This window comes from Vreelandella zhaodongensis, assembly GCF_013415115.1.
In the GTDB taxonomy this organism is placed as follows: Bacteria; Pseudomonadota; Gammaproteobacteria; order Pseudomonadales; family Halomonadaceae; genus Vreelandella; species Vreelandella zhaodongensis.
The window spans coordinates 95480-120000 of sequence record NZ_JACCDD010000003.1; the positions used below are offsets into that span (position 1 = coordinate 95480).

21 protein-coding genes are annotated in these 24521 nt (G+C 51.3%); 12 read left to right on the forward strand and 9 right to left on the reverse strand.

The genetic code is table 11. The annotated features are described in order from the left end of the window. Positions 1 to 16 precede the first annotated feature (16 nt). On the reverse strand, positions 17 to 652 hold the full coding sequence (locus HZS79_RS06925; protein ID WP_179927427.1) for a TIGR04211 family SH3 domain-containing protein: 636 nt from the start codon (positions 650 to 652) through the stop codon (positions 17 to 19). Positions 653 to 736: 84 nt separating this feature from the next. Continuing rightward, positions 737 to 1066, reverse strand: a complete 330-nt coding sequence (locus HZS79_RS06930; RefSeq protein WP_162219392.1) for a DUF1820 family protein — start codon at positions 1064 to 1066, stop codon at positions 737 to 739. Positions 1067 to 1279: 213 nt separating this feature from the next. Here HZS79_RS06930 and HZS79_RS06935 point away from each other — a divergent pair, with 213 nt between their 5' ends. From HZS79_RS06935 to HZS79_RS06945, 3 genes are read left to right on the forward strand one after another with little or no spacing between them, the layout of a single operon-like run. Continuing rightward, positions 1280 to 2503, forward strand: coding sequence for an ATP-grasp domain-containing protein (locus HZS79_RS06935; protein WP_179927428.1), 1224 nt, complete (start codon positions 1280 to 1282; stop codon positions 2501 to 2503). A gap of 30 nt (positions 2504 to 2533) precedes the next feature. Next, entirely contained in the window at positions 2534 to 4564 is a 2031-nt protein-coding gene (locus HZS79_RS06940; protein ID WP_179927429.1) for a hypothetical protein, read from the forward strand. A gap of 38 nt (positions 4565 to 4602) precedes the next feature. Then, positions 4603 to 5355: a TlyA family RNA methyltransferase gene (locus HZS79_RS06945; RefSeq protein WP_179927430.1), complete on the forward strand. Its 753-nt coding sequence runs from the start codon at positions 4603 to 4605 to the stop codon at positions 5353 to 5355. Positions 5356 to 5394: 39 nt separating this feature from the next. Here the strand turns inward: HZS79_RS06945 and mscK are convergent, their stop codons facing one another. Beyond that, entirely contained in the window at positions 5395 to 8703 is a 3309-nt protein-coding gene (gene mscK, locus HZS79_RS06950; RefSeq protein WP_179927431.1) for a mechanosensitive channel MscK, read from the reverse strand. Between the two features lie 219 nt (positions 8704 to 8922). Here mscK and HZS79_RS06955 point away from each other — a divergent pair, with 219 nt between their 5' ends. From HZS79_RS06955 to HZS79_RS06970, 4 genes are all read left to right on the forward strand, one after another. Further along, positions 8923 to 9945: a phospholipase A gene (locus tag HZS79_RS06955; RefSeq protein WP_179927432.1), complete on the forward strand. Its 1023-nt coding sequence runs from the start codon at positions 8923 to 8925 to the stop codon at positions 9943 to 9945. Positions 9946 to 10025: 80 nt separating this feature from the next. Next, positions 10026 to 10358 (forward strand): ElaB/YgaM/YqjD family protein, encoded by a 333-nt coding sequence (locus HZS79_RS06960; RefSeq protein WP_162219398.1) that lies wholly within the window; start codon positions 10026 to 10028, stop codon positions 10356 to 10358. After that, positions 10358 to 10762, forward strand: a complete 405-nt coding sequence (locus HZS79_RS06965) for a phage holin family protein (RefSeq protein WP_179927433.1) — start codon at positions 10358 to 10360, stop codon at positions 10760 to 10762. The genes HZS79_RS06960 and HZS79_RS06965 overlap by 1 nt, the downstream gene beginning before the upstream one ends. Further along, positions 10737 to 11054: a YqjK family protein gene (locus HZS79_RS06970; protein WP_162219400.1), complete on the forward strand. Its 318-nt coding sequence runs from the start codon at positions 10737 to 10739 to the stop codon at positions 11052 to 11054. The genes HZS79_RS06965 and HZS79_RS06970 overlap by 26 nt, the downstream gene beginning before the upstream one ends. A gap of 58 nt (positions 11055 to 11112) precedes the next feature. Here the strand turns inward: HZS79_RS06970 and HZS79_RS06975 are convergent, their stop codons facing one another. Beyond that, on the reverse strand, positions 11113 to 12297 hold the full coding sequence (locus HZS79_RS06975) for a BaiN/RdsA family NAD(P)/FAD-dependent oxidoreductase (protein ID WP_179927434.1): 1185 nt from the start codon (positions 12295 to 12297) through the stop codon (positions 11113 to 11115). A gap of 199 nt (positions 12298 to 12496) precedes the next feature. Here HZS79_RS06975 and HZS79_RS06980 point away from each other — a divergent pair, with 199 nt between their 5' ends. After that, a complete protein-coding gene (locus tag HZS79_RS06980; protein WP_162219402.1) occupies positions 12497 to 13564 on the forward strand; it encodes an efflux RND transporter periplasmic adaptor subunit in 1068 nt (355 codons plus the stop codon). Beyond that, positions 13564 to 16704: an efflux RND transporter permease subunit gene (locus tag HZS79_RS06985; protein WP_179927435.1), complete on the forward strand. Its 3141-nt coding sequence runs from the start codon at positions 13564 to 13566 to the stop codon at positions 16702 to 16704. The genes HZS79_RS06980 and HZS79_RS06985 overlap by 1 nt, the downstream gene beginning before the upstream one ends. A 149-nt stretch (positions 16705 to 16853) precedes the next feature. Here HZS79_RS06985 and HZS79_RS06990 read toward each other — a convergent pair whose 3' ends face one another. Continuing rightward, positions 16854 to 17282 (reverse strand): DUF3617 domain-containing protein, encoded by a 429-nt coding sequence (locus HZS79_RS06990; RefSeq protein WP_179927436.1) that lies wholly within the window; start codon positions 17280 to 17282, stop codon positions 16854 to 16856. Positions 17283 to 17421: 139 nt separating this feature from the next. On the opposite strand from HZS79_RS06990, the gene HZS79_RS06995 reads away from it, so the two are divergent. Further along, on the forward strand, positions 17422 to 17631 hold the full coding sequence (locus tag HZS79_RS06995; protein WP_179927437.1) for a zinc ribbon domain-containing protein: 210 nt from the start codon (positions 17422 to 17424) through the stop codon (positions 17629 to 17631). A 7-nt stretch (positions 17632 to 17638) separates the two neighbouring features. Here HZS79_RS06995 and HZS79_RS07000 read toward each other — a convergent pair whose 3' ends face one another. From HZS79_RS07000 to HZS79_RS07015, 4 genes are all read right to left on the reverse strand, one after another. Beyond that, entirely contained in the window at positions 17639 to 18481 is an 843-nt protein-coding gene (locus HZS79_RS07000) for an ABC transporter permease subunit (protein ID WP_218927959.1), read from the reverse strand. Further along, positions 18478 to 19389: an ABC transporter permease subunit gene (locus HZS79_RS07005; RefSeq protein ID WP_179927438.1), complete on the reverse strand. Its 912-nt coding sequence runs from the start codon at positions 19387 to 19389 to the stop codon at positions 18478 to 18480. The genes HZS79_RS07000 and HZS79_RS07005 overlap by 4 nt, the downstream gene beginning before the upstream one ends. Positions 19390 to 19412: 23 nt before the next feature. Beyond that, on the reverse strand, positions 19413 to 20597 hold the full coding sequence (gene potA / locus HZS79_RS07010; RefSeq protein WP_179927439.1) for a polyamine ABC transporter ATP-binding protein: 1185 nt from the start codon (positions 20595 to 20597) through the stop codon (positions 19413 to 19415). A 94-nt stretch (positions 20598 to 20691) separates the two neighbouring features. Then, positions 20692 to 21795, reverse strand: a complete 1104-nt coding sequence (locus HZS79_RS07015; protein WP_162219408.1) for an extracellular solute-binding protein — start codon at positions 21793 to 21795, stop codon at positions 20692 to 20694. Positions 21796 to 22133: 338 nt separating this feature from the next. On the opposite strand from HZS79_RS07015, the gene ahpC reads away from it, so the two are divergent. Then, a complete protein-coding gene (gene ahpC / locus HZS79_RS07020) occupies positions 22134 to 22697 on the forward strand; it encodes an alkyl hydroperoxide reductase subunit C (protein ID WP_179927440.1) in 564 nt (187 codons plus the stop codon). Between the two features lie 212 nt (positions 22698 to 22909). Continuing rightward, positions 22910 to 24466 (forward strand): alkyl hydroperoxide reductase subunit F, encoded by a 1557-nt coding sequence (gene ahpF / locus HZS79_RS07025; RefSeq protein WP_179927441.1) that lies wholly within the window; start codon positions 22910 to 22912, stop codon positions 24464 to 24466. Positions 24467 to 24521: the final 55 nt, after the last annotated feature.

The following is a 24521-nucleotide window of genomic DNA, read 5'->3' on the forward strand; positions in this document are numbered from 1 at the left end:
CCCTATTCCCCTCGCTTTAGAACCAACGATCGCGTTTCTTACGGCGGCGCGGCAAATGCGGAACAATTAGCCCTACGAGTAAACCTGCGCCCGCTACACCTCCTCCATACATGAAGTAGCGCATTAGCAAGTCTTCTTCCTGGGTGTCTAGACGCGCTTGCAGTGCACGCACCTGCTGGCGAGACTGCTCTGCTTCACTATCGAGTTCGCGGTTACGCGCTTCTAATTCAATAATCCGCTGTTCACGGACTTCAAGCGTTTCAGTCATTGAAGATACTCGTTGATCCCAAGTATCATTAATACCATCCAGCTCTTGAGTGAGTTCATCTACCTGCGCTTGTAATACCGGCAACTGTTCACGTGCACTGGGGTTTTGCTGTATCTCGCTGCTGAGCACCCATACCGTATCGCCGCTATTGCTGCGTACGCGAGTATAATTGCCGCTTGTTTCAAGCACCTCGACCTGCTCACCCGCATTTAACGTTCCCACAATGCGATAGCCATCAGTGGGACCGCTGCGCACATAAGTGCTTAGCTCATCACTTACCCAGGCTTGGCTATCCGACTGGGCAAAGGCAGGCTCTCCTCCGATACTCAACAACACGCCAACGGCAGCGGCGTAACAACTACTACGAAGTTTATTTACTTGCATGACGTCATGTCCTGATTGTAAAACGCGCGAGGCAGACGAAGCCTACGCGCGTATCGCTCAAAGCGTTGCGCTTGTCTTGGGCGCTTACCCTTCCCCACGAGGCGGCAATGGGAAGGGACGAGGAAACTCTGCGACGCGGGCATCGCTTTTGACAGCTTTTAAAGGGCCTTCACGTTCGACTTCATCAATACGCACAATCGTGTTGAGCGGCAAATAACTACGCTTAACGCCTTCAAAAGTACGCTGCAACTTTTCTGCCCCTGGGTCGACGACAACCCGCGACGCATCGTCAAAGACAAACTCCTCGACTTCAATAAAGCCCCAGAGTTCGCTTTGAAAGATTTCTCTAACGTATAAATCCCAAATTTCACCCTGCTGGTGAACCACCACACGGTAGATCGGCTTGGCCGCCATCTTGGCCTATTCCTCTTGCCATTTGAACATAATGTTAAGCTGCCTAGCCTACCATACTCAGAGGTTCGCTCTTTAGTCTGCACCCATCAAAAGCGCTTATTTTTAGCTATTTTTGCCTTCAGAGGCTGCCAATTGGCCGATGGAAGGCTCTATCGTGTATGGTGAAGTAAGTGGTATGGCAACTTTATTCACTCACCCACAGGAGTCACCATCATGCAAAAGGATCCCAATAAGGGCTATATCGCCCTATTAGGTTGGAGCCTCAATGCGATCGAAGCGGCAGAAAATTTTGACCGCCGCTACATCGTGGTTGCACCCGACTGGGCCGAGGAGTACTGCCAAAAACATGATATTCCTTATGTGCCATGGAATTTTGAGCGCCTTAATGATCGCTCTATCGAAATTGCTGAAACGCTAAAAGAGAAAGGCGTCGATGTAGCAATTCCGCTTTATGAAGAGACCGTAGAGTGGGCGGGCGCGATCAACTCACTGTTGCTCGATAATCCACGCATTTATGGCCAGTCGCTGTTGCTACGCGATAAAGCGCTCATGAAGCGCCGTGCCCAGCTAGGTGGCATTCGCGTGGGTATTTTTGAAGAAGCCCACGATAAAGATGACGTTGTCCGCTTTCTTAAGCGCGTCAACCAGACACTACTCAAGTTGGATGGTGACCCCAATGATCCCATCCACCTGAAAGCATTTGATAAGGCAGGCTGTCTTGGTCACCGTGTGATTCGCACGCCGGATGAAGTCGATACTATCCCTGACGAAGAATTTCCGGTGCTAATGGAGTCTCACCTAGACGGCTGGGAGTTCGCCGTTGAAGCATGGGTTCACGATGGCAAAATCGCTTTCCTGAACATTTCTGAGTACGTGACACTGGGCTATTCGGTGTTTGTACCGGCTTCTCCAGAGCTTGAGAAGTACCGCGAACAAATTACTACGCAAATTGAGAAACTGATCAAAGCGTTTGATATTGAGTTCGGCCTCATTCACCCCGAGTACTTTGTCACCAGCGACGGTGAAATGTACTTTGGCGAAGTCGCTTACCGTCCCCCCGGCTTCAAAGTCTTTGAGCTTCTCGAGCGGGTTTACGGTTTTAACGCTTATCAAGCGTCTATGTTGGTCTTCGATCCTAAAAGCACCAAAGAGGAAGTCGCTGCCTTCTTTCCAAAAGAAGTGGTGGACGCCGATGGTTTCGCGGGTTGCTTTGGCGTATACCCCCGCCGCCGCGTGGTTAGCCGCTTAGAGATTCCTGAAGAAACAGAGGATCACCCTTACTTTGAATCCCATGAGCTAACCCCACCGGTTGAAGAAACCGTCACGAAGCGCACTGCATTTGGCACCCACTGGGGCTTGATATACTTTAAAGGTGAAGATGCGCATACAATTCGTGATCTGCTTAAACGCCAAGAAGACCTCGACTTCTATGTATAATCTCCGCCACGGCTGGGATAAGGAGTCAACGTGACGACCAATCAAGATGCATCTTCTTACCAATACGAAGATGGCAAGCTTAACGGGCTTTTAAGCAAGTTTGATGATGCGGTGCGCCTGCTTTCGCAGGCACCCGCTTTTTCTAAACCGGCCAAGCTGCCCCGCGTGATGGATACTGCGCGTCGAATCTTGATGCAAGAGGGTGGCTGCGCCGCCCTCGAAGCACGCTCGGCGGACTATGAGTCCGCCGGTGTGTTTGCAGGCTCTGACTGGGAAACACCACAATTTCTGGTGCCAACGCTTACCACCTTTTCGCTGAAAAGCGCTGATGCCAATGTGGTGGTCATCGAAGCATTGAGTGAGCTGCGACTTTTAGCGGTCGCCAAAGGTAATTACCTTCACTCACTCGTCTCCCAAGAGCATGCACACCATTATTTAACCCAAGTAATGGCCATTAACCTGTGGCTGTTATTTAACGCACCAAGCGAGGCTGAACGGGAAACCCAGGGGCGATTAGCGACTATCCCCAGGCACCTGTTCAAACATTTAGCCGAGCGCATTGGTTACGAACATGTGATTGATCAGCTGATTGATGAAATCTGGCGTATTTTAAAGCAGCGCCCAATTCAGGTTGATCCCATCAAACAAATGATTACCCAAATTGCTTTGTGCCAAGCAAACCCCGAGATTGATTTAGGTTCCAGCGGCCAAGGCGCCGACAGGCTGGTCAGCTCGCTTTTCGGACCGACCCAAGCCTGCCGCGAAGATCCCGGTGTTGTACTGTATCGTGAACGGCTGGAGCGTATGGATAGCGCTGCCTTACAGGCGGAAGCTACCGGCTTCGCCCGCGCCATGCACGACACAGGGTTAGTATCGCCCTATCACGCGGTACTAATGCGCTATTTGCTTGAGGAAGGTGACCACCTGCTATCAGAGGCATTAGGGCTTTCATCGACTGGTCGTGATTGTCTGCTTTGCTATCGGGAACTTGTGCACGCACTAATCCGCAGTGGTGTTTATCCCGCCACCGCCCAAGCAGTCTATGGTCTGGCACTGCTGCTAGAGCGAGGCATTCTCTATCAACCGCCAGTGGCTCCCGCCATGTGGCGACAGTTGAATTTGCAGCTTTCTGAATGGGCACAAGCACGACTGAGCCTGTCTTATGGTGATGACGCATCACCACGAGCACGTTTAATCGAAGGCGTGCTTTGCATGCTGGGGCTACCGCTAGGCGTTGGTCAGGGCAATAATCCCACCTGCCAGTCGGCAAGAGCACTCTCAATGTGGGCCTATAATGACCCTGACTATCTGCTGCAGATGGTGACCTGGGCTGCGCGTGATGATGAAATCATTATGCATTTCGAAGGTCAGTCAATCTCCTCAATGGAGAGCCTGTCAGGCGTTGCCTCCGAACTCCCGATGGATCTCGACCCAGCCTCATTGATTGTAGTGCCCCATTTGGATCGCATATATGCGGAAATGGGCAGGCGCTGTATTGGCCGAGAAGGCGACCCCCACCGCTGGGTCAACCCAGAGTTTCACGGCTGGTGGTCGGGGAGAGGCTTTAGTATCAATGTTGACGTTGCCACTGGGCAACTGAGCGGTGTGGATAATTTTATCCGCCATTTCTACGCCAGCTATCACCCCTACTACAATGGCAACCAGCCGCTGATACATCCTCAGCCGGCAGGCATCGCGGTGACTGATAGCGCTGCTCGTTTTATTGGCTGGCATGCCATCACAATTTTGCGCGCCTCTTTAGATCCTAACGATACGATGCGGATCTATTTTTATAATCCAAACAATGACAGCGGCCAGGATTGGGGAGATGGTGTAAAAGTAAGTACCGCCGGTAACGGTGAGCGCTTTGGTGAAGCTTCTCTACCCTTTGATCAGTTCACCTCAAGACTGTATATCTACCATTATGACCCCTTGGAACGAGGCGAACTAGCGGTAGTAACAGATGAGGAGTTAGATAGCGTAAAAGGCTATCTTCATCGTAGCTGGGGAGCCTCTCGCGTCCCTCCCACCGACCTCCAAGCTGACCAAGGGCCGCAATGAACGCGACCTGACAACATCACTTATTTCACATGACAACCATGATACGACTTGACCAATTGCTGGTTAGCCAAGGGCTGGCCAGCTCACGTACCCGTGCTCAGCGTCTTATCCGCAACGGACGCGTTTACCTTCAAGATGGTACGCCGCTAAGTAAGCCTTCCGAGAAATGGTCCACTGACACTGTACTGCAAATTGAAGAAGACCCCGAAGAACGCTATGTTTCTCGCGCTGGTTTAAAGCTGGAAGGTGTACTCAGGGCACTTAACATGCGTTTGGATGGGCGTGGGGTACTGGATATAGGCCAATCCACGGGAGGCTTCACAGACTGCGCTCTACAGTTTGGCGCTAACCATGTGATAGGTGTTGACGTTGGTCACGGACAGTTGGCGGAGGCGCTGCGTGACAACCCACGCGTAACTTGCCTAGAGGGCTTAAATGCCCGCAGCATGAGCTCATCTCCAGCGCTTCAGCAAGCACTGACTGAACACCCTATCGATCTTGCGGTGATGGACGTTTCGTTTATTTCGCAAACATTGATTTTGCCCGAAATCGCTACTCTTCTCCCTTCGCAAGGCCAACTGCTCTCGCTGATTAAGCCACAGTTTGAACTTGATCCTGGGGCGTTAGATAAGCGCGGCATAGTGCGCGACCCTACTCGTTATAGAGAAGTGGAGCAAAAAATACGCGCGGCCTGCCTGAATGGTCGCCTAGCCATTAGTCATTGGCAGGAAAGCCCGATTACCGGTGGTGACGGCAATCGGGAGTTTTTACTGCTGGCCTCTAAACGTTAAGTTAAGGCCTAATTTATGGTCTAAGTTAAGCTCTAAAAATTAAGCTCTAGGGCCGCTTAGGTCGGCAGGTGGCAAGCGCTTAGCTGACTGCACCTTCACTGACTCGCCTTGGTCTCGGTGTAGCCAGACATCCATCTGCTCGAAAGCGATCCGAATACCTGCCTCACGGAACAGTTCATCAACACGGCAATTAATTTCATCGGAAGCATGCAAGCGATCTAATAAGTCGTTCACAAAGATGCGAAGCTCAAAATTGAGGCTATGTGGCCCATAGCTAAGACAAAAAACCTGAGGTTCAGGATCCTCTAGTACTCGCTCATTCTCAGCCGCCGCCTGGTGCAATAGACGGTGGACCAGCGGCAAATCAGAACCATGGGTAACACCATAGGTCAGCACTACCCGAGTGACATTATCCGATAACGACCAGTTAATTAGCTGGTCGGTCACAAAGGTTTTATTGGGGATAATAATTTCTTTGCGGTCAAAGTCAGTCACCGTCGTAGCCCGAATACGAATTCGGCTAACGGTGCCGTGGAGATTCCCCAGTGTAATCGTGTCACCAATCCGGATAGGACGCTCAAACAGAATAATCAGCCCCGATATAAAATTGGCAAATATTTCCTGAAGGCCAAATCCCAACCCCACACTCAGCGCTGCAACTAACCACTGTAGCTTGTCCCAGGACACACCCAGCGTCGCCAGTGACATCACAATGCCGGTGCCAACAATAGTGTATGAAAGCAGCGAACTGATCGCATAGGCACTGCCCTGCTTTAGCACTAAACGTGAAAGCACCATGACTTCCAGCAGGCCTGGCAAGTTACGCGCCATAATAAACGTAACTGCAATGACAAGCAGCGCCATAAATACATCGGAGATCGACAGCGCATCACCTACCAAGTCACCATCTGTAACATCCCAGATAGAGACTTGGTCTAGATAACCCAGTACGGCAAGCAGATCCGCCCAGACGAGGTACAGTAATGTACTGAACCCAATCAACAGAATAAGCTTCGAAAGGCGCAGTGACTGGGTGTTGATTTTTTCCATATCAAGAGGCGGCTCTTCAACCACCTCTAACCCGCCTTCTGCCCCTTCTTGTACTTGGGCAGAACGCCTGGCAAGCGCGCGACGGTAAGCCAGCCTCCGCGCCGCTACCGCTAAACTCCGCACGACGGTGGCTTCTACCACGACCCATAAACCCAGCAGATAAAGAGTAATTGCAAACCGTGCCACAAGCCGCAAAGCGGTATATTCATAGCCCCATGCGACTAATCCCAGTAGCATCAATGGTACGGATGCCATCGCCAAACCAAGCACAAGACGAAACAACCGGACTCCAAAAATGGGCACATGCGCTAATATCAGCTGCGCTAAAATCCAGCTCATTGACAACAAACCAGCCGCAAATAAGCCTATTGCCACCGGTCGGAGCGCCAGAGGTGTTTCCATTTGCCCCGAAAGTGCTGCAATGGCCACGACCGGCACCAGTGCAAGCCCTAATCTACCCAGTAGCCTACGTAACAGAGCATTGTAGGCAGGGGCCCAGGTAAAGTGGCGTTCTGCAACACCATCGGGCACTAACAAGCGACGCCCCAGCGCGATGACGCCCCAACTTAGCGCTAATTGCAGCAAGGCAGGCGAGACACTGTTTGCCAGCGCTCCTTCTGTGGTTCGAAGCGCAATGCCAATGCTGGCTAAGCCAAGCGGGCCCGGCAAGGCTAACAGCGCATTTAGAAGAACCGCCTTAGTGGTGTGCAACTGTGTGTCGCTTTTCAAACGACCAATTTGTGAGTGAATCAGCGCTAAGCGCTTTTTGATTTTTCGCCGAAGTCCAACCAGCAGCAAACCGACAAGAAACACCGGCGCCCCCACTAGCATGCGCCAGGAAAAACCTTCCCACTGCGTCGGTAAAATCGCTCGCCATTCACCGTCGCTCCACTCTTGGCTCAGGTTGTGGGGCAATTGACGAAGCCAGTTCAGATCGAGTGGACGGCTATTCGCCACCCAAAACAGCTGCTCATCGATGGTGGCACGCAGTTCACGTGTGGTATTTAACAGCTGCTGCTGGTTTAACTGCAGCTCAATCGCGGCGCTTAATAAGCTACCGTAGGATTGTTCCAGTTGTTCTACCAGCTCACGACGCGATTGATAAAGTCGAGAGAGTGAATCGACAAGGCTAGGCGTGACTTCCACACCCGCTTCCTGTAATCGCTGAGTGGCTAGGCGCTCCCCGTGACGAAGCTGGTCTCGTTGACGAATGAGATCAAACTGCTTCAAGCGAAGGTCGGCGATTTCATCTTGCAAGTCACGACGAGGCGCCACCACAGGTAGCGACTTGCGCTGTTCACGCAGAATGCGTGATAACAGCTGACTGCCGCGAATCGCATCCATCTGTTCATTCAAGCTTCGCTGAAGCTGACGAACTTGATCCAACTGACGCTGGGCATCGATATTCTCGCGAACAATACCGTTGGCTCGGTCAGTTGACCGCAATAGCTCAAGACTCAATGCTTGGTTAATCTGCTGCGCGCGCAGCACAACAGGGTGCCCCTCGGCTATCAGTGGATCGTCTCGAGCAGCATCGGCAATCGCTTGCTCTGACAGCAGCCGACGCTGACGATCAATCACGCCTTGCAATAGGCTGAGCTGCTGCTCCTGCTGGCTTATTTGTAGTTCGGTTAAATCTCGACGCTGCTGAGCCAGCTCACGTAGCCGACTGTTGGCACTGAGCTCACGCTGATGCAAGTTAACTTCTCGCTCAACTAGTGCACGTTCCAAACGCCACTGAATGAGCTGTGCGTCGTTTCGTGCCGATAGCTGCCGATCAGCAAGCAATGCTTTTCGCTCATCAAGTTGGCGACGCAGCGTTTCCGTACGCTGCAGCCCCTCAGAAATAGCCTGCTGAGCACGCTCCGGCAGCGTTTGAGCCGCCAGTAACTGTGAGTTAATTTCTGCTAATTGACTTTGCAACTGCTGTAATTCAACCACCGCTTCTGCCTGCTGAGCCTCTAGAGCTTCAAGCGGCATGTCGCTGAGATTATCTACCGACAGTTGCTGGCTAGCCTCTTCGGCATCGATTAGCTCGCGCTCCAGGCGAAGCAATAACTCAGGTGCCTGTTCAATGCGCTGCTCCAATGCCTCTAATCGCTCTTCAGCCGCCTTAAGACGCTCATAGGTTTGCAGGGCTAACGCTAAGGCATCCTTATCTCGACTCTGCTGAGCTGTTAGCTCACCCTCTTGAGCCTCAAGCTGCGCTAAACGCTCAGCTAGCTGAGCCTCCGTGGGGACTTGATCGAGCATTGCCGCCTGAGCACTGCTGATACTTAGCAGCACTATTAGTAGCATGCATAGCAACTTGATAAAGCACTTCACAGCATTGTTGACCACGTTACGTATGCCTCATCAACATGGATATTTATCCATTCAAGAAAGGTCTTCATTGTCAGGTGTTATCATTGCTTACGCAATCTATCGCCACCGGCGAAGACGAAGTGTTGACTTACACGGTGGGCATGTATAGAAACGACTCAGATAACTGCCCCCTATCACTTGCGAGCCCTATTGATGGTCACTCGAAAACTGCTGTTAACCAGCCTAGTCGTTATGCTGGCCGCTGAAACGTTCAGTCACAATGCCTTAGCCGCTTCACGAGAAGCTATCGAGGCGCGTATCCATGCCCTCGACACCGAACGTGATCGACTGCACCGAAAACTGCAGCAAATTGACGCACCCACACAAGGATTTCCCGTTGAGCATCTTCCCGAAGAAGTCGCGCTTGAAGATCTAAGCGATCGCCGCCAACTGGAACAAGAATCGACCCGCAACCCGTTTGCCATTACTACCCATCGGGCAAACTACATATTTCCGATCAGCTATAGCTCGAATCAAAATGTCGAAAATTTTCGCAACGTAACGGAAGATAGCTCTCCTGACAGTACGGAAGTGAAATTTCAATTTAGCGCTAAATTCAACTTGGCTGAAAATGTCTTTGGCGATATTGGTGATGTCTATTTTGCTTACACCCAGCGCAGCTGGTGGCAGGCATACAACACTGATGCATCTTCCCCTTTCCGTGAAACCAACTACGAGCCAGAAATCTTCATCGATTTTGATAATGCTTGGCGCGCACTAGGGTGGGTGAATACCCGCAACCGGATTTCCTTTAATCACCAGTCGAACGGCAGATCCGATCCTTTATCACGGAGCTGGAACCGCGTTTATATGGAAAACACCTTCCAGCGTGGTGACTGGGCATTAACACTGGCCCCTTTTTGGCGTGTGCCTGAGTCCGAAAATAGCGATGATAACCCCGATATCAAGCGTTTTATGGGCTATGGCGACATTCGCCTTGCCAAGCGTCTACAAAACAATCATGAAGTAGAAGGTTTATTGCGTGGTAACCCAAGTGCTGGTAATTACGGCACACAAATTGACTACAGCTGGCCAGCTTTCAACAGCCTTCGCGCACATGTCCAGTATTACTACGGTTATGGCGAAAGCATGATTGATTACAACAACCGTTTACACAGAGTCAGCATTGGATTTAGCTTAAATCCTCTGTTCAGTGCTACGGGGCTGAACCGCTAGCGGTCGAGGTTGTCTTATTGATGACGACTGCTATGCTGGAGTTGTCACTTATTCATATTCACTCGTCAAAGGATGACATCATGGCTAAACGCAATACTGATACTTCTGCTCGCGCCGATCAGCTGAAGGAAGACCTCCGCCACCTGAGTGAAACTGTCGAGGAACTGATGAACGCCACGTCTAAAGATGCAAGTGGCGAAATGCATGAGTTGCGCGAGCGTGCAGAGCGTCGACTGAAAGATACCCGAGCACGCTTGGAAGCGCGTGGTGAACGACTGTATGAAGAAACCCGCGAAACGCTTTCTGAGCAAGTTGATTGCTGTGATCGCTATGTACGCGAAAACCCGTGGACCAGCATCGGTATTGGTGCAGCTACCGGTCTCGTCTTAGGCATGCTGCTCGGACGTCGCTAATGGCTTTGGGGCCAACCCAACGCGTATTTTCCGCCGCCAAACGCCTGCTAAAATCACTGGTTGCTAACGGTGAAACCCGCCTGCGTTTGGCGGTTTTAGAATTAGAGGAAGAGCGCGCACGTCTATTGACCCTGTTGCTACTAGCAGGAGCAAGCTTACTTTTGCTGCTCCTTGGAATAGCGACACTCACTGCATTAATCGTGGTGTTATTCTGGGATACCTATCGGCTTACTGCGATTGGTGTTAGCGCACTAGTATTAATTTCATTTAGCTTTTTGCTTGCATTCATTGCTATTCGCCAAGCAAAGCAGCACACGCTTTTGAAAGAAACACTGAAGCAGCTTTCTGCTGATCGTGCCCTGTTGGAGGTCAATGAGGATGACTCGCCCCAGCATCGCCACTAACCCTACCAACGGTAACCCGTCACTCAGTCGTGCTGAACGTAAGGCAGCCCTCCTGGCAGAGTTAGAGCAGCAGCGTATCGATATACTCGTCGCTAGCAACCAGCTTATTGACACGTCAGCACCGCTGGACAATAACTGGCAACGCCTTAAGCTGCCTGTTTATATGATTGGCGGTGTTGTTGCTTTCCGCGTTCTACGCCACCCAGGTAGCGTAATGACACTAGGAAGAAAAGCGCTTGCAGGCTACATGCTGCTACGAAAATTCAAGTTATTGGCTAAGATAACGTCCTAGCGCTATGCCGTTACGGAGTACTTTGCACCGTAACGGCTTTCCTAGTGAGTAGTTAATTTCAACAAGCCTGCCCACATGCCACACCACTCGCCCAAGCCCACTGGAAGTTATAGCCCCCTAGTTCGCCTGTTACATCAAGCACTTCACCTATAAAGCGCAGCTGCGGTAAGGCTTTAACTTCAAACGTTTTCGATGAAATAGCGTCGGTATTGACACCGCCCATGGTGACCTCAGCGGTGCGCCAGCCTTCCGTACCTGCGGGTTTTAATGACCACTCATTAAGCCGCTGCGCCCAAACAGCTAATGCTTCATTGCTGTATTGCGCCAAGGGTTGGTCGAGGTCACGCCCGGGATACCACTCTAGTAGTGCCTGTACAAAGCGTTTCGGAAAACGTTCGCCCAACCAAGTAGACAGCTGACGCTTAGGTGTTTCAATGCGCGCCTTACGCAGCGCAGCATTCGCATCCTCACCAGGGAGTAAGTTGATCTCAATACTCCCCCCCGGTTGCCAAACACTAGAGATTTGCAGCATCGAAGGGCCGGAAAGGCCACGGTGGGTAAACAGCATAGGCTCGACAAAACAGCGCTCGCCACAGCTCACCGCTGATGCCAAGCTAACGCCTGAAAGCCCAGCTGCGCGCTCTTTCCAGGTATCGCTTAACGTGAACGGCACCAATCCAGGTCGCGTTGGTAAAACTTCGATACCGAACTGGCGAGCAAGGTCATAACCGAACCCAGTAGCTCCCATCGTAGGAATCGACAAACCGCCCGTCGCCACTACCAGCACGCCAGCCTCAATAGCTCCCATAGACGTTGCCAAACGCATGCTCTCACCTACCCGCTCTACCCAAGAGACTGATGTATTAAGCGCGACTTCTACGCCTGCCCATTCACACTCAGTGAGTAGCACTCTGACAACCTCTTTCGCCGACTGGGCGCAAAATAGTTGTCCGGGCGCTTTTTCGACATACTCAACGCCATGGCGCTCCACCAATGCCACAAAATGCTCTGGCCGATAGCGTTTTAAGGCAGAAATACAAAAATAAGGATTTTCTGAGTAAAAGTGCCCAGGCGTGGTATCAAGGTTGGTAAAATTACACCGCCCCCCTCCGGACATAAGAATTTTTTTACCTGCCTTGTTAGCATGGTCAATCACCAGAACACGTCGTCCTGCATAGCCAGCCTGAGCCGCACACATTAAACCTGCGGCACCAGCACCAATGACCACGACGTCGTAGACCATAAATAAGGCTCCAAGAAAGAAAAGGGGAATATTTTAGCAGGTAAATTACGGGGCAATCCTGTACATTTAAAAAACAAATGTACATATTACGTACAACTGCTTTTTTGCATTGAATGGTAGTGATGTTGCAATAAATTCGTCAGTCACCGTTATTCAGCAAATACTTTTTCACTACTTTTATATTAACGTTGAGATATCCATGCCCGTTAGTAAACGTACCTTATGCTGTTGCTTACTGCTGTTAACATGGGCTGGCCAAGCGGTAGCACAGCCACAAACGCCAGTGATAGGCCATTACGCAGAAATGGCCACATGGTCCGACCCCCTTGAGGCGCTAGGCACGCTTCGTGCTGATGAAAGCGTGACGCTTTCGGCGACAGTGACTGAAACCATTGCTGACATCAATTTCCAAGATGGCGAGCAAGTAGATCGTGGGCGCCTGCTTATTCGCCTAGAAGATGCCGAAGAACAGGCACAGCTAAGGGCTGCACAAGCCATCAGCGATGAGCGTAGAAATGCATTAGATCGCGCGGCACAATTGCAGCAGCGAAATTTAGCACCACGGGCGGATGTGGAAGACACTCAGGCTAGACTACGGCAAGCCGAAGCAGATGCTCAGGCGCTAGAAGCACGGCTGGCTAATTATCGGATACATGCTCCTTTCAGTGGCCGTGTTGGTTTTCGCAACGTGAGTGTCGGCACTCTTGTCACACCTGGCATGGACTTAGTCACCCTGGATAAACTAGACGTCATGAAACTTGACTTCACCGTCCCTGAGGTCTTTTTGGGGCGTCTTTCCACTGGTCTGAAACTCAGCGCCACCACCGCAGCCTTTCCAGATGAGGTATTCAGCGGCGAAATTGCCAGTATCGGCACGCGTGTTGACCCTGTGTCCAGAAGCGTCAGCGTGCGCGCCGAGCTTGCCAATCCGCATATGCGATTACGCCCTGGCATGCTGATGGAAGTGATCGTCCAACAGCGCCAGCGCGAAACACTTGTACTGCCTGAGTCTGCCATTGAACCCAGCGGCAACCGCCACTTTGTCATGCTGATTCACCAACATGACGAAGAGCATCGCCTCGAACGCCGAGAGGTTTCTATTGGGGAGCGTCGACACGGCGAAGTGGAGATACTTGAAGGCCTGGATCCAGACAGCCTAGTGGTTATCCATGGATTACAGCTTGCCCGTGACGGCCAATCCGTTCGGCTGTTGGGGATCGCCGATGAAGAAACAGATATTCGCACGCTGCTGGAGGCTGACCGTTAATGCGTTTATCAGATATTTCAGTTCAGCGGCCAGTGCTGGCAATGGTGATTGCAGCACTGATTATAGCCTTCGGGTTGATGGCACTTAATCGCCTGCCGCTGCAAGAGTATCCAACGGTTGATCCGCCTATTGTCAGCATTGATACACGCTACTCCGGCGCCTCAGCAAGCGTCGTGGAAACACGTATTACACAAGTTCTCGAAGATCGTATTGCAGGCGTTGAAGGCATTGAACTGATCACGTCGCAGAGCGAAGACGGACGTTCACGTATCGAAATTGAGTTTTCACTTAGTCGAGACATTGATGCTGCTGCAAACGATATACGTGACCGTATCTCGGGGGCCCTACGAAACCTACCAGATGATGCGGATAACCCCGAGGTCACCAAGGCCGACAGTAGTGAAACGATTGTGATATGGCTCAGCCTGTCGGGAGAAAATTACTCGATTACTGAATTAACCGATTACGCCAACCGGTTTTTAGTCGATAGCCTCTCGGTCCAGCCAGGCGTTGCTCGGGTGCGCGTTGGTGGCGGGCGCGACTATGCCATGCGGGTATGGCTCAATCGCAATGCAATGGCCGCACGAGGATTGACAGTAGGTGATATCGAGGATGCACTACGCGCTGAAAACGTCGAGTTACCAGCAGGCTCCCTAGAGTCCGCCGATCGCCAGTTTATCGTACGTCTGCCCCGTAGTTTTGCCACCGCCGATGACTTTAAGCGTTTAGCACTTAATCAGAGCGAGAACGGCTATTTGGTACGCCTGGCAGATGTCGCCAGGGTGGAAGTTGGCTCCGTCGAAGACCGATCCGTTTTCCGAGCCAACGGCGTCCCGATGGTCGGGCTGGGCATGATTATGCAGTCTACCGCTAACGTGATTGAGCTATCAGAAGCCGTACAGCAAGAGATGGAGCGACTACAGGGAACGCTGCCTGAAGGGATGTCACTGAGTCTCAACTTTGATGCCTCAGTCTTTGTATCGGGTGCGATCCGCCAAGTAGTCATGACGCTATTTATTGCCATGGGGCTAGTTGTTGTGGTGATTTTTCTCTTCTTGGGCAATCTACGCACCACACTCGTCCCTGCCGTAACCGTTCCTATTGCCGTTATTGGTGCCTTTACGGCCCTGGCAGCCATGAACTTCTCGATCAACCTCCTAACGCTTCTTGCGCTAGTGCTGGCCATTGGTTTGATTGTTGATGACGCCATTGTCGTACTGGAAAACATTAACCGGCGCATGCATGACTACGGCGAAACACCATTGGTCGCCGCCTTTCGTGGAACACGGCAAATCGCCTTTGCCGTCATTGCAACCACGTTAGTGCTGGTAGCGGTGTTTGTGCCACTCAGCATGCTGCAGGGAGATATTGGTCGATTATTTTCGGAATTCGCCCTCACCATGGCGGCGGCGGTTGTGGTCTCGACACTTCTGGCACTCACCCTCACCCCCATGATGGCCTCAAAAATCCTCAAACCCGGTATGCACGACAGTCATATTGGCAGAGCTGTTCAATGGTTACTTAGCAAGACTCAGTACCATTACAAATGTGCACTTGAGGTCGTTTTGAAGCTTAAATGGCTAGTCGTTGCACTGTTTTTCCTGTTGATTGCTGCCACTGCTTGGCTTGCGACTGAGCTACCCAATGAATATACGCCGCAAGAGGATCGCGGTAATTTTATTGTGCTCGTTAATGGCCCAGAAGGCGCCACATTCGACTACATGATGGACTATATGGACGAAATTGAGGCTAGGCTCGCGTCCTTTGTTGAAAGCGGAGAGTTTGAGCGCGTTGTGGTACGCGCCCCTCGGGGGTTTGGCAATATTGAAAACTTCAACAGCGGCTTCATCATTATCAACATGGCCGATTGGGGCAGTCGCCGCAGCGCCTGGGAAATTATGCCCGACGTCCGCCAGACACTCAGCTCATTACCCGGCGTGCAAGCGTTCCCGGTCATGCGCCAAGGGTTCGGTCAACGTACCCAAAAGCCTGTGCAGTTTGTACTAGGAGGCGGTACTTACGAAGACCTAGCACGTTGGCGCGACACGCTCGTCAATCATGTGCGCGAGGATAACCCGCGACTTACCGCGCTTGAGAGCAATTACGATGAGACCCAGCCTCAGCTTCGTGTCGATATCAACTATGAACGCGCTGCAGCACTAGGCGTTACGGTTACCGAAATAGGCCGAACGCTTGAAGTGCTACTGGGGGGCCGCAATGTTACCCGCTACGTCGATGACGGCGAAGAGTATGATGTCATTTTGGAGGGGGATCGAGGTCGCCAAAATAGCCCCCGCGCACTGGACAATATCCAGGTGCGGTCTGCACGCTCAGGGGAACTGATCCCTCTTGCCAGTTTGGTCACACTGTCTGATTTTGCGGGTGCTAGCACGCTGAACCGTTTTGACCGCGTACGCGCCATTACGATTGAAGCCAACTTAGCGGATGGCTACCCGTTAGGTGAGGCACTGGCGTATTTGCAAGAGACGGCTGACACTATTCTTCCGGAGGAGGCACAAACAAACCTAGCGGGTCCTTCGCGTGATTTTCAACAGGCTAGCGGTGCCACTACCTTCCTGTTGGTACTGGGTGCTGTCGTGGTGTTCCTGGTGCTGGCCGCTCAGTTTGAGAGCTTAATTCACCCGTTTGTGATTATGCTGACGGTGCCATTAGCCATGAGTGGCGCCCTGCTTGCCCTTCTGCTCAGTGGGCAGTCACTCAATATCTATAGCCAAGTGGGGCTGGTGTTGTTGATAGGCCTAGCCGCTAAGAACGGCATTTTAATCGTGGAGTTTGCCAATCAGCTGCGCGACCAGGGCCAAGCATTCCGCTCTGCCTTAGTTGAAGCGTCAGTGACTCGCCTGCGGCCCATTCTGATGACCGCAGTCACCACCATGGCGGGAGCGATACCACTCATCGTATCAAGCGGGCCTGGGGCCGAGTCACGCTTGGTCATTGGTACAGTGATTATGGCGGGAGTTGGTTCTGCCACCCTGTTTACGCTGTTTGTCGTGCCCGTGGCCTACGACCTTCTCGCGCGCTACTCAGGCTCACCAGGAGCCGTCAAACGCCAGCTAGAAGAAGAGATCGCCAACGCCCCAACAGCGTATCAGCCGCCGATTGATTCACCACCGCGCTAACCTTAGAAGGAGTGGTTGATCCTGGCCTTTTCTCGACAACCATGCCCAGCACACAAAGGGCGCTTTTTAAAGCGCCCTTTGTGATCAACGTTGTAAACAAAAATGCTGCCAACAAAAACGCTGTGAAACAACGCAGCGTTAGCGTTTACTTACTCGCAATTACCAATCCGCTCACCCTCAATCACAGTATTCATCGTCAGTTCACCCATCGGTGACTGGGTGAAAATATCCACTGTGCCCTCAATTTTCTCGCCCATAAAACGCATCTCGCCATTGATGGTTGCTTCTCCACCTTCAGCGCGGCACATCATGCTATATTCAAGGCCGTCGGCATTCATATCTTGATTAAGCAGTTCACAGCCTTCTTCTTCTTCAATAAAACCGAACTCTGCGCCCTCCAGTTCTTCCTGGGTAATACACTGGCGCTCTGTTTCGGTTTGATCTGGAATCTGCATATCACCATCCATACTGGTGACGCTGACAAATTCCCACTCGCCCGGCGTGACATTGGGTGTTGCGGCTAGGGCGACCACCGGGAGTGTCAACGCTGCAGTTACTACTATGTTACGTATCATCATCGCTCTCATCTCTAGGTTGCTTAAGGAGTCCACTATCATCCTACCTGATTCATTTCTCGCATGCCTGGCCACTCGACACACTGCTACACTGTTTCTTTAAAATCTAGCTGCTTTAAGACCTATACCATAGGAACGAACGATGCATGACGACGCCTTGGTAAATCACGATTTCCACTGTCCCTACTGCGATGCGCCCCTCACCTTTGTGATTGATACGTCCCAGGGTAGTCATGACACTTGGGAAGACTGCCACCAATGTTGCGCACCGATTCAATTGCATATCATTGTTTCACTTGTGACCGGCGAGTTGGAAACGGTCTTAACCGGACGCGATGACGAAGTGTTATAAGCATTCATCAAATGCTATCGACCTGCTTTAGCTGCGCCCTTCGCTTTGCCTCACCTCGGCGCATGAGGTACCACGCTAAAAACGTTACCAGCGATACCGCCAAGATAATCAGTGTAGCAAGCGCATTAATTTTCGGTGATACACCCATGCGCACTGACGAAAACACCACCATCGGAAGTGTATTTGCACCAGGGCCGGAAACAAAGCTGGCAATGACCAAGTCATCCAGTGAAAGCGTAAACGCCAGTAGCCACCCCGCGGCTAAGGCGGGAGAAATCACCGGCAGAGTAACCAGAAAGAACGTCTTCACTGGTGGAGACCCCAGATCCATCGCGGCCTCTTCAATAGACCGGTCAATCTCACGCAAGCGCGCCGCGACCACCACCGCAACATAAGCACTGCAGAAGGTTGTGTGGGCAATCCAGATGGTGGCTACGCCCCTATCTGCAGGCCATCCGATTAGCTGTGCCATTTGTACAAACAACAGCAACAAGGAAAGCCCTGTAATCACTTCCGGCATTACCAGGGGGGCTGTCACCATGCTTGACAGCACCGTTTTACCTCGAAAATGGCCGTAACGAGTCATAACAAATGCGGCTACCGTCCCCAGGCAAACGGCCATACTGGCGGAAAAAAAGGCAATTTTCAGGCTTGTCCATACTGCCGCAAGTATTTGCCGATCGCGAAATAGCTCCCCATACCATTGCGTGGAGAAGCCAGCCCACACGGTGACTAACCGTGAAGCATTGAAGGAGTAAACCACCAACACCACCATCGGCAAATAGAGGAACAGAAGGCCCAATATCAACATCACCGTGGTAAAACTTGGGCGCCGACTCAGCAGCATCATTCTTTTAGCTCCCGAGACTGGTAGCGGTGGAACCACACAATAGGCATCAGTAGTAGTAACAGCATCACCATGGCCAACGCAGATGCTACCGGCCAATCACGATTTAAGAAGAATTCCTCCCAAAGCACCTTACCGATCATCGCGGTATTGGGGCCACCCAACAATTCAGGAATGACAAACTCCCCCACTGCAGGGATAAATACCAACATGGATCCCGCAACAATGCCGCCCATTGAGAGCGGAAGTGTGACGTTAAGAAAGGTATTAAACTTGTGCGAACCAAGATCTGATGCAGCCTCTAGCAATGCACTATCCAACCGCGCTAGATGGGCATAAAGCGGCAACACCATAAACGGTAAATAGGCATACACAATGCCAATAATGACCGCAAACTGGGTATTCATCATACGCAGCGGAGAGCTGATCAAACCGATGCCCATCAAAAAGTTATTGATCAATCCGCTGTTACTCAGAATGCCCATCCAGGCATAAACTCGGATTAAAAATGACGTCCATGAGGGCAGCATGACCAACAGCAGCAAGATAAGCTGCCAACGACCAGGGGCACGTGCCATGGCATACGCCATTGGGTAGCCAATCAGCAAACAAACGGTGGTCGAAATAAATGCTGTTTTAATAGACCCCCAATACGCTGCCACATAGAGCGAATCCGACAACAAAAACAAATAGTTGCCCAGACTTAGAACAACTTTCAGTGTTTGGTTGGCGTACTCAACCAGCGGCCCGTATGGCGGGATGGCAATCACCGCCTCCGAAAGGCTGATTTTTAGGACAAGTGCAAACGGCAACAAAAAGAATAGCGTAAGCCACACCAGCGGAAACGCAATGACGGCACGACGGCCTAACTGCATCCGCTTAGTAAGGCCTGTAAGGCGGGATGGCATCATCGTCGACAATCTCCTAGCGGGCATCAGCGGTTCAGCACGATAGCGCTATGGTCTTCCCAATAGACATAGACGCTATCCCCCCAGGTCGGACGATCCCCCCGCCGCTCGGTATTCGCCATACTCACTTTAATCAATTGCCCCGAAGCCGTGCGGACGTAATAAAGTGAGTAGCCCCCTAGATAGGCAATATCATCAACGTTTCCCGCCTCCCAATTGTATTCTCCTGAAGGTTGCTCACGGGTTAACCAGATTTTCTCCGGGCGCACTGCGGCCCAGGCGCGGCGATCCACCGCTTGGGTAGTAATGCCGTGATCAATATAGATTGGCCGAGACAACGCAGGAGCTGCAATAAGGCAGTGATCCGCCGCATCTTCAATAATCTCTCCTTCAAACAGATTTACCGTACCGACGAATTCCGCCACCATACGGCTGGCAGGACTTTCATAAATATCTACCGGAGAGCCGACCTGTTCGATCCAGCCATCAGCCATAATCGCAACACGGTCAGCCATGGTCATGGCTTCTTCTTGATCATGGGTAACCATTATGCAGGTAACACCTACCTGCTCAATGATCTCAACAACCTCGAGTTGCATCTCAGTGCGCAGCTTTTTGTCTAGCGCTCCCATCGGCTCATCCAGCAACAGCAGTTTGGGACGTTTGGCCAGCGAACGCGCAAGCGCGACCCGTTGGCGCTGTCCGCCGGAAAGCTGGTGCGGTTTACGCTTAGCGAAGCGCTCCATGTGCACAAGCTTGAGCATTTGAGCCACACGTGCATCAATCTCAGCCTTAGGCAACTTATCTTGCTTAAGCCCAAACGCGATGTTTTGCGCTACCGTCATATGGGGAAATAACGCATAGGATTGAAACATCATGTTGATTGGACGCTTATGAGGCGGCATCGTGGTAATGTTTTCGCCGCCTAGTAAAATCTGCCCTTCACTCGGTGTTTCAAACCCTGCCAACATTCGCAGCAACGTCGATTTACCTGACCCTGACCCACCTAACAACGCGAAAATTTCGCCGCGTTTCACCTGCAAGCTCACATCATCTACCGCCAGAGCATCGTCAAAACGCTTACTTAAACGCGTTACCTCAAGAACAATATCTTCAGCAAATCTAGGCGTTTTTCCCTGGGTACGCGGAGAAGCGGGAAGAATTACCGACGAAGAGGATGATGGCTCGTTCGACAGGGACGTAGTGACCATGCGCCACTCCCATCAAAAGGCCCGGCAGCCGGGCGTTAAAAATGACAGCGAGCCAAGTCAATCTTGGCTCGCTGTTAGTTAGGCACTGATAAAATTAACGACCTGCTTTAACGCGGTTCCAAATGCGAGTGCGAACACGCTGAACGGCTTGGGGCTTTTCCGCTATGACATAAAGGTTTTCCATCACCTCATCACTTGGATAGATCGCCTGATCATTAAGAATGTCGTCAGGCAAGAATTCATTGGCCGCAGCATTGGGGTTAGCGTAGCGCACATAATCGGTAATTTCGGCGGCAATCTCGCCTTCAAGAATAAAGTTAATAAACGCATGTGCATTATCGGGATTGGGTGCATCCGCTGGCACCGCCATCATATCGAACCATAGCTCAGCGCCCTCTTTAGGAATACTGTAACCAATGGTGAAATCACGCCCCGCCTCTTCAGCACGGTCGGCCGCTTGGAAAACGTCTCCAGAGTACCCCGCTGCCACACAGATATCGCCATTCGCTAGATCAGTCACATAGCGAGAGGAGTGGAAATAAGTCATATTATCGCGCACAGAGGCGATCAAATCCCCCGCGGCTTGTAGGTCTTCCGTTTCATTACTATGCGGATCAAGTCCCAGATAGGCTAGCGCCGGTGTCAGCATTTCGGAGCCAGAGTCAAGCATCGATAGTCCGCACCCGGCCTTGGCAAGCTGCGTGGTAATATCGGTATCAAAAAGCAACGCCCAACTGTCTAATGGCGCATCCTCACCAAGGATGTCAGTAACACGCTCAACGTTATAGCCAATTCCATTAGTTCCCCACATGTAGGGCACTGAGTAGCGGCTACCTTTGTCTACAACGTCCAGTTTTTTCAGAAGCTGGCTATCAAGATTGTCCAGATTGGGGAGTTTTGCGTGATCAAGCTCCTGGTATGCCCCCGCCTGAATCTGGCGTGTCAAAAAATAAGTAGAAGGAACCACTACATCGTAGCCAGACCGGCCAGACAAAAGGGCAGCGTCTAAAATTTCATTGCTGTCGTAAACATCGTAGATCACGTCGATGCCGGTGCGCTTAGTAAACTTCTCAAGCGTTTCTGGTGCAACATAGTCTGACCAATTATAAACTCGCACTTCGTTTGCTTGGGCAGTTGCAGCCGCTACGGCAAAAGAGATGGCCGTAACGGCCACTGAAAGTTTGTGAACATTCCCCACTTCAACACTCCTTATAAAAACCGGTATCGCCCAATATCTATTCACTTACCGCCGTGTCATGGACACTCGCGACCTACGTAAAAACACTAAATACAGCAATTACCATCATGTAAGCCGTGCAAATTTTGAGGCGCCGTGGCACCTACCGCAAGCCTATGTGAAAAATTCTTGTATTCTGCGCTACATGACCCCACCTCTAAGCTAGCCAGATGCCAACAGAGTAAATAGCCATACACTATTGGACAGATGGTTTTTTTCAATTTTAGCTATTAGTCGTAATTCGCTACTATTGCAGCAGCTTTTTCGACTGCCATTCACTTGTTATGGAGACGTTCTGAATGTCCTTGATCAACACTGAAGTAAAACCGTTTAAAGCCACTGCGTATGTGAACGGCGAATTCGTCGATGTTAGTGATGCTGATCTGAAAGGCCAGTGGTCTATTTTCTTCTTTTACCCAGCCGATTTTACCTTTGTTTGCCCGACTGAACTTGGCGATCTAGCTGACAACTATGCTGAGTTTAAAAAGCTGGGCGTTGAAATCTACAGTGTTTCTACCGATACCCACTTTACTCACAAAGCATGGCACGACAGCTCTGAAACAATCGGCAAACTGCAGTACCCGATGATCGCTGATCCAACGCTGCAAATTTCTCGCAACTTTGAAGTACTGATCGAAGAAGCAGGCCTTGCTGAGCGTGGCACTTTCGTTGTCGACCCAGACGGTAAGATCCAGATCGTTGAAATCAACGCAGGCAACATCGGCCGTAATGCTGAAGAACTGCTGCGCAAAGTAAAAGCTGCTCAGTATGTTCGTGCCAACCCAAATGAAGTATGCCCCGCTAAATGGAAGGAAGGCGAAGAGACGCTTGCTCCGTCTCTGGACCTTGTAGGCAAAATCTAAACTGCCTGATGCTGCCTTGCAGGGATCATTCTCTCGGGCAGCACAACACCCGGGCGCCAAGTCCGGGTGTTATTTATTAAGTGCTTGTTTTAATTGCCCACTTTAATGCACGAACCTATTCTCCCTTGTGTCTTTTTCGACACCGTGGCTGCTCACGGTATCGTCACGCTATAGGTTGAGAACCTGATGTGCACGACAAGGAAACCGCTGTCATGTTGGACGCCAATTTAAAAAATCAGTTGAAAGCTTACCTAGAAAAAGTGACTCAACCGTTCGAGATCGTTGCGTCCCTCGATGACGGTGCCAAGTCACGTGAACTGCTAGGCCTGCTGGAGGATATCAGCACCCTAAGCGATAAAATTACGCTGCATACCGACGGCCAGGACAATCGCACGCCGTCATTTGCCATTAACCGCCTCGGAGAAGAAACCGGTGTGGTATTTGCTGGCATTCCCATGGGACACGAGTTCACTTCGCTGGTTCTGGCGTTGCTGCAAGTGGGTGGTCATCCCCCCAAAACATCGGATGACGTATTAAACCAAATCAAGGATCTCGAGGGCGACATGCTATTCGAGACCTACTATTCGTTGTCTTGTCAGAACTGCCCAGATGTTGTCCAAGCACTCAATCTGATGGCGATTTTCAACCCCAATATCCGCCACGTCGCCATCGACGGTGCTCTGTTCCAGGATGAAGTAGAAGCGCGGGAAATTATGTCGGTTCCCAGCATCTACTTAAACGGCAAGCCGTTTGACCAAGGCCGCATGACGCTTGAGCAGATACTGGCGAAAGTCGATACAGGCTCTGCCGAGCGTGAAGCCAAAAAGCTAACTGATAAAGCCGCTTTCGATACATTGGTGATTGGTGGCGGTCCCGCAGGTGCTGCTGCGGCTATTTACTCAGCACGTAAAGGTATCAATACAGGTGTCGCTGCTGAGCGCTTTGGTGGTCAAGTCGCCGACACAATGGGCATTGAAAACTTTATCTCGGTAACACACACCGAAGGCCCAAAACTGGTTAGTGCTCTTGAAGAACATGTCAAAGAGTACGAAGTTGACGTGATGAACCTGCAGCGCGCCACGTCATTTAAAGCGGCTGAAACAGAAAGCGGCTTACACGAAGTGACCTTTGAGTCAGGTGCCAAGCTGAAAAGTAAAACACTGGTCCTGGCAACCGGCGCCCGTTGGCGCGAAATGAATGTGCCGGGCGAGCAAGAGTATCGTAACAAAGGCGTTGCCTACTGCCCCCACTGCGATGGCCCACTATTCAAGGGTAAGCGAGTGGCAGTCATTGGTGGCGGAAACTCAGGGGTTGAGGCAGCTATCGACCTAGCGGGTATTGTAGGGCATGTCACCCTAGTAGAGTTTATGGGAGAAATGCGAGCAGACGCGGTACTACAGAAGAAGCTTAAGAGCTTGCCTAACGTTGACATTATCCTCAATGCACAGACCACCGAAGTGACCGGTGATGGCAGCCGTGTAAACGGTCTAGTGTATAAAGACCGCAGCACCGATGAAACTCACACTATCGCGCTGGAAGGTATTTTTGTACAGATTGGTCTGGTGCCTAACACCGAATGGCTGAAAGGCTCGCCGATCGAGATGTCGCCCCGTGGAGAAATCATCGTCGATGCCCATGGTATGACTTCCGTACCGGGCGTGTTTGCCGCAGGTGATGTCACGACCGTGCCGTATAAACAAATTATTATTGCCATGGGCGAAGGTGCAAAAGCCTCACTAGGTGCTTTTGACTATTTGATTCGCCAATAATCTGATTCGACATTAACTAGCCTACTGGGTGGACCCCCTGCTGCCCTTTAGGCTG

Coding starts and splice junctions, on each gene's coding strand:
- HZS79_RS06925 (WP_179927427.1), bottom strand. CDS start 652: ATGCAAGTAAATAAACTTCGTAGTAGTTGTTACGCCGCTGCCGTTGGC.
- ahpC (WP_179927440.1), top strand. CDS start 22,134: ATGTCCTTGATCAACACTGAAGTAAAACCGTTTAAAGCCACTGCGTAT.
- mscK (WP_179927431.1), bottom strand. CDS start 8,703: ATGCTACTAATAGTGCTGCTAAGTATCAGCAGTGCTCAGGCGGCAATG.
- HZS79_RS06935 (WP_179927428.1), top strand. CDS start 1,280: ATGCAAAAGGATCCCAATAAGGGCTATATCGCCCTATTAGGTTGGAGC.
- HZS79_RS06995 (WP_179927437.1), top strand. CDS start 17,422: ATGCATGACGACGCCTTGGTAAATCACGATTTCCACTGTCCCTACTGC.
- ahpF (WP_179927441.1), top strand. CDS start 22,910: ATGTTGGACGCCAATTTAAAAAATCAGTTGAAAGCTTACCTAGAAAAA.
- HZS79_RS06930 (WP_162219392.1), bottom strand. CDS start 1,066: ATGGCGGCCAAGCCGATCTACCGTGTGGTGGTTCACCAGCAGGGTGAA.
- HZS79_RS06965 (WP_179927433.1), top strand. CDS start 10,358: ATGGCTTTGGGGCCAACCCAACGCGTATTTTCCGCCGCCAAACGCCTG.
- HZS79_RS07000 (WP_218927959.1), bottom strand. CDS start 18,481: ATGATGCTGCTGAGTCGGCGCCCAAGTTTTACCACGGTGATGTTGATA.
- HZS79_RS06975 (WP_179927434.1), bottom strand. CDS start 12,297: ATGGTCTACGACGTCGTGGTCATTGGTGCTGGTGCCGCAGGTTTAATG.
- HZS79_RS06970 (WP_162219400.1), top strand. CDS start 10,737: ATGACTCGCCCCAGCATCGCCACTAACCCTACCAACGGTAACCCGTCA.
- HZS79_RS06955 (WP_179927432.1), top strand. CDS start 8,923: ATGGTCACTCGAAAACTGCTGTTAACCAGCCTAGTCGTTATGCTGGCC.
- HZS79_RS06980 (WP_162219402.1), top strand. CDS start 12,497: ATGCCCGTTAGTAAACGTACCTTATGCTGTTGCTTACTGCTGTTAACA.
- HZS79_RS06985 (WP_179927435.1), top strand. CDS start 13,564: ATGCGTTTATCAGATATTTCAGTTCAGCGGCCAGTGCTGGCAATGGTG.
- HZS79_RS06990 (WP_179927436.1), bottom strand. CDS start 17,282: ATGATGATACGTAACATAGTAGTAACTGCAGCGTTGACACTCCCGGTG.
- HZS79_RS07005 (WP_179927438.1), bottom strand. CDS start 19,389: ATGATGCCATCCCGCCTTACAGGCCTTACTAAGCGGATGCAGTTAGGC.
- potA (WP_179927439.1), bottom strand. CDS start 20,597: ATGGTCACTACGTCCCTGTCGAACGAGCCATCATCCTCTTCGTCGGTA.
- HZS79_RS06945 (WP_179927430.1), top strand. CDS start 4,603: ATGATACGACTTGACCAATTGCTGGTTAGCCAAGGGCTGGCCAGCTCA.
- HZS79_RS06960 (WP_162219398.1), top strand. CDS start 10,026: ATGGCTAAACGCAATACTGATACTTCTGCTCGCGCCGATCAGCTGAAG.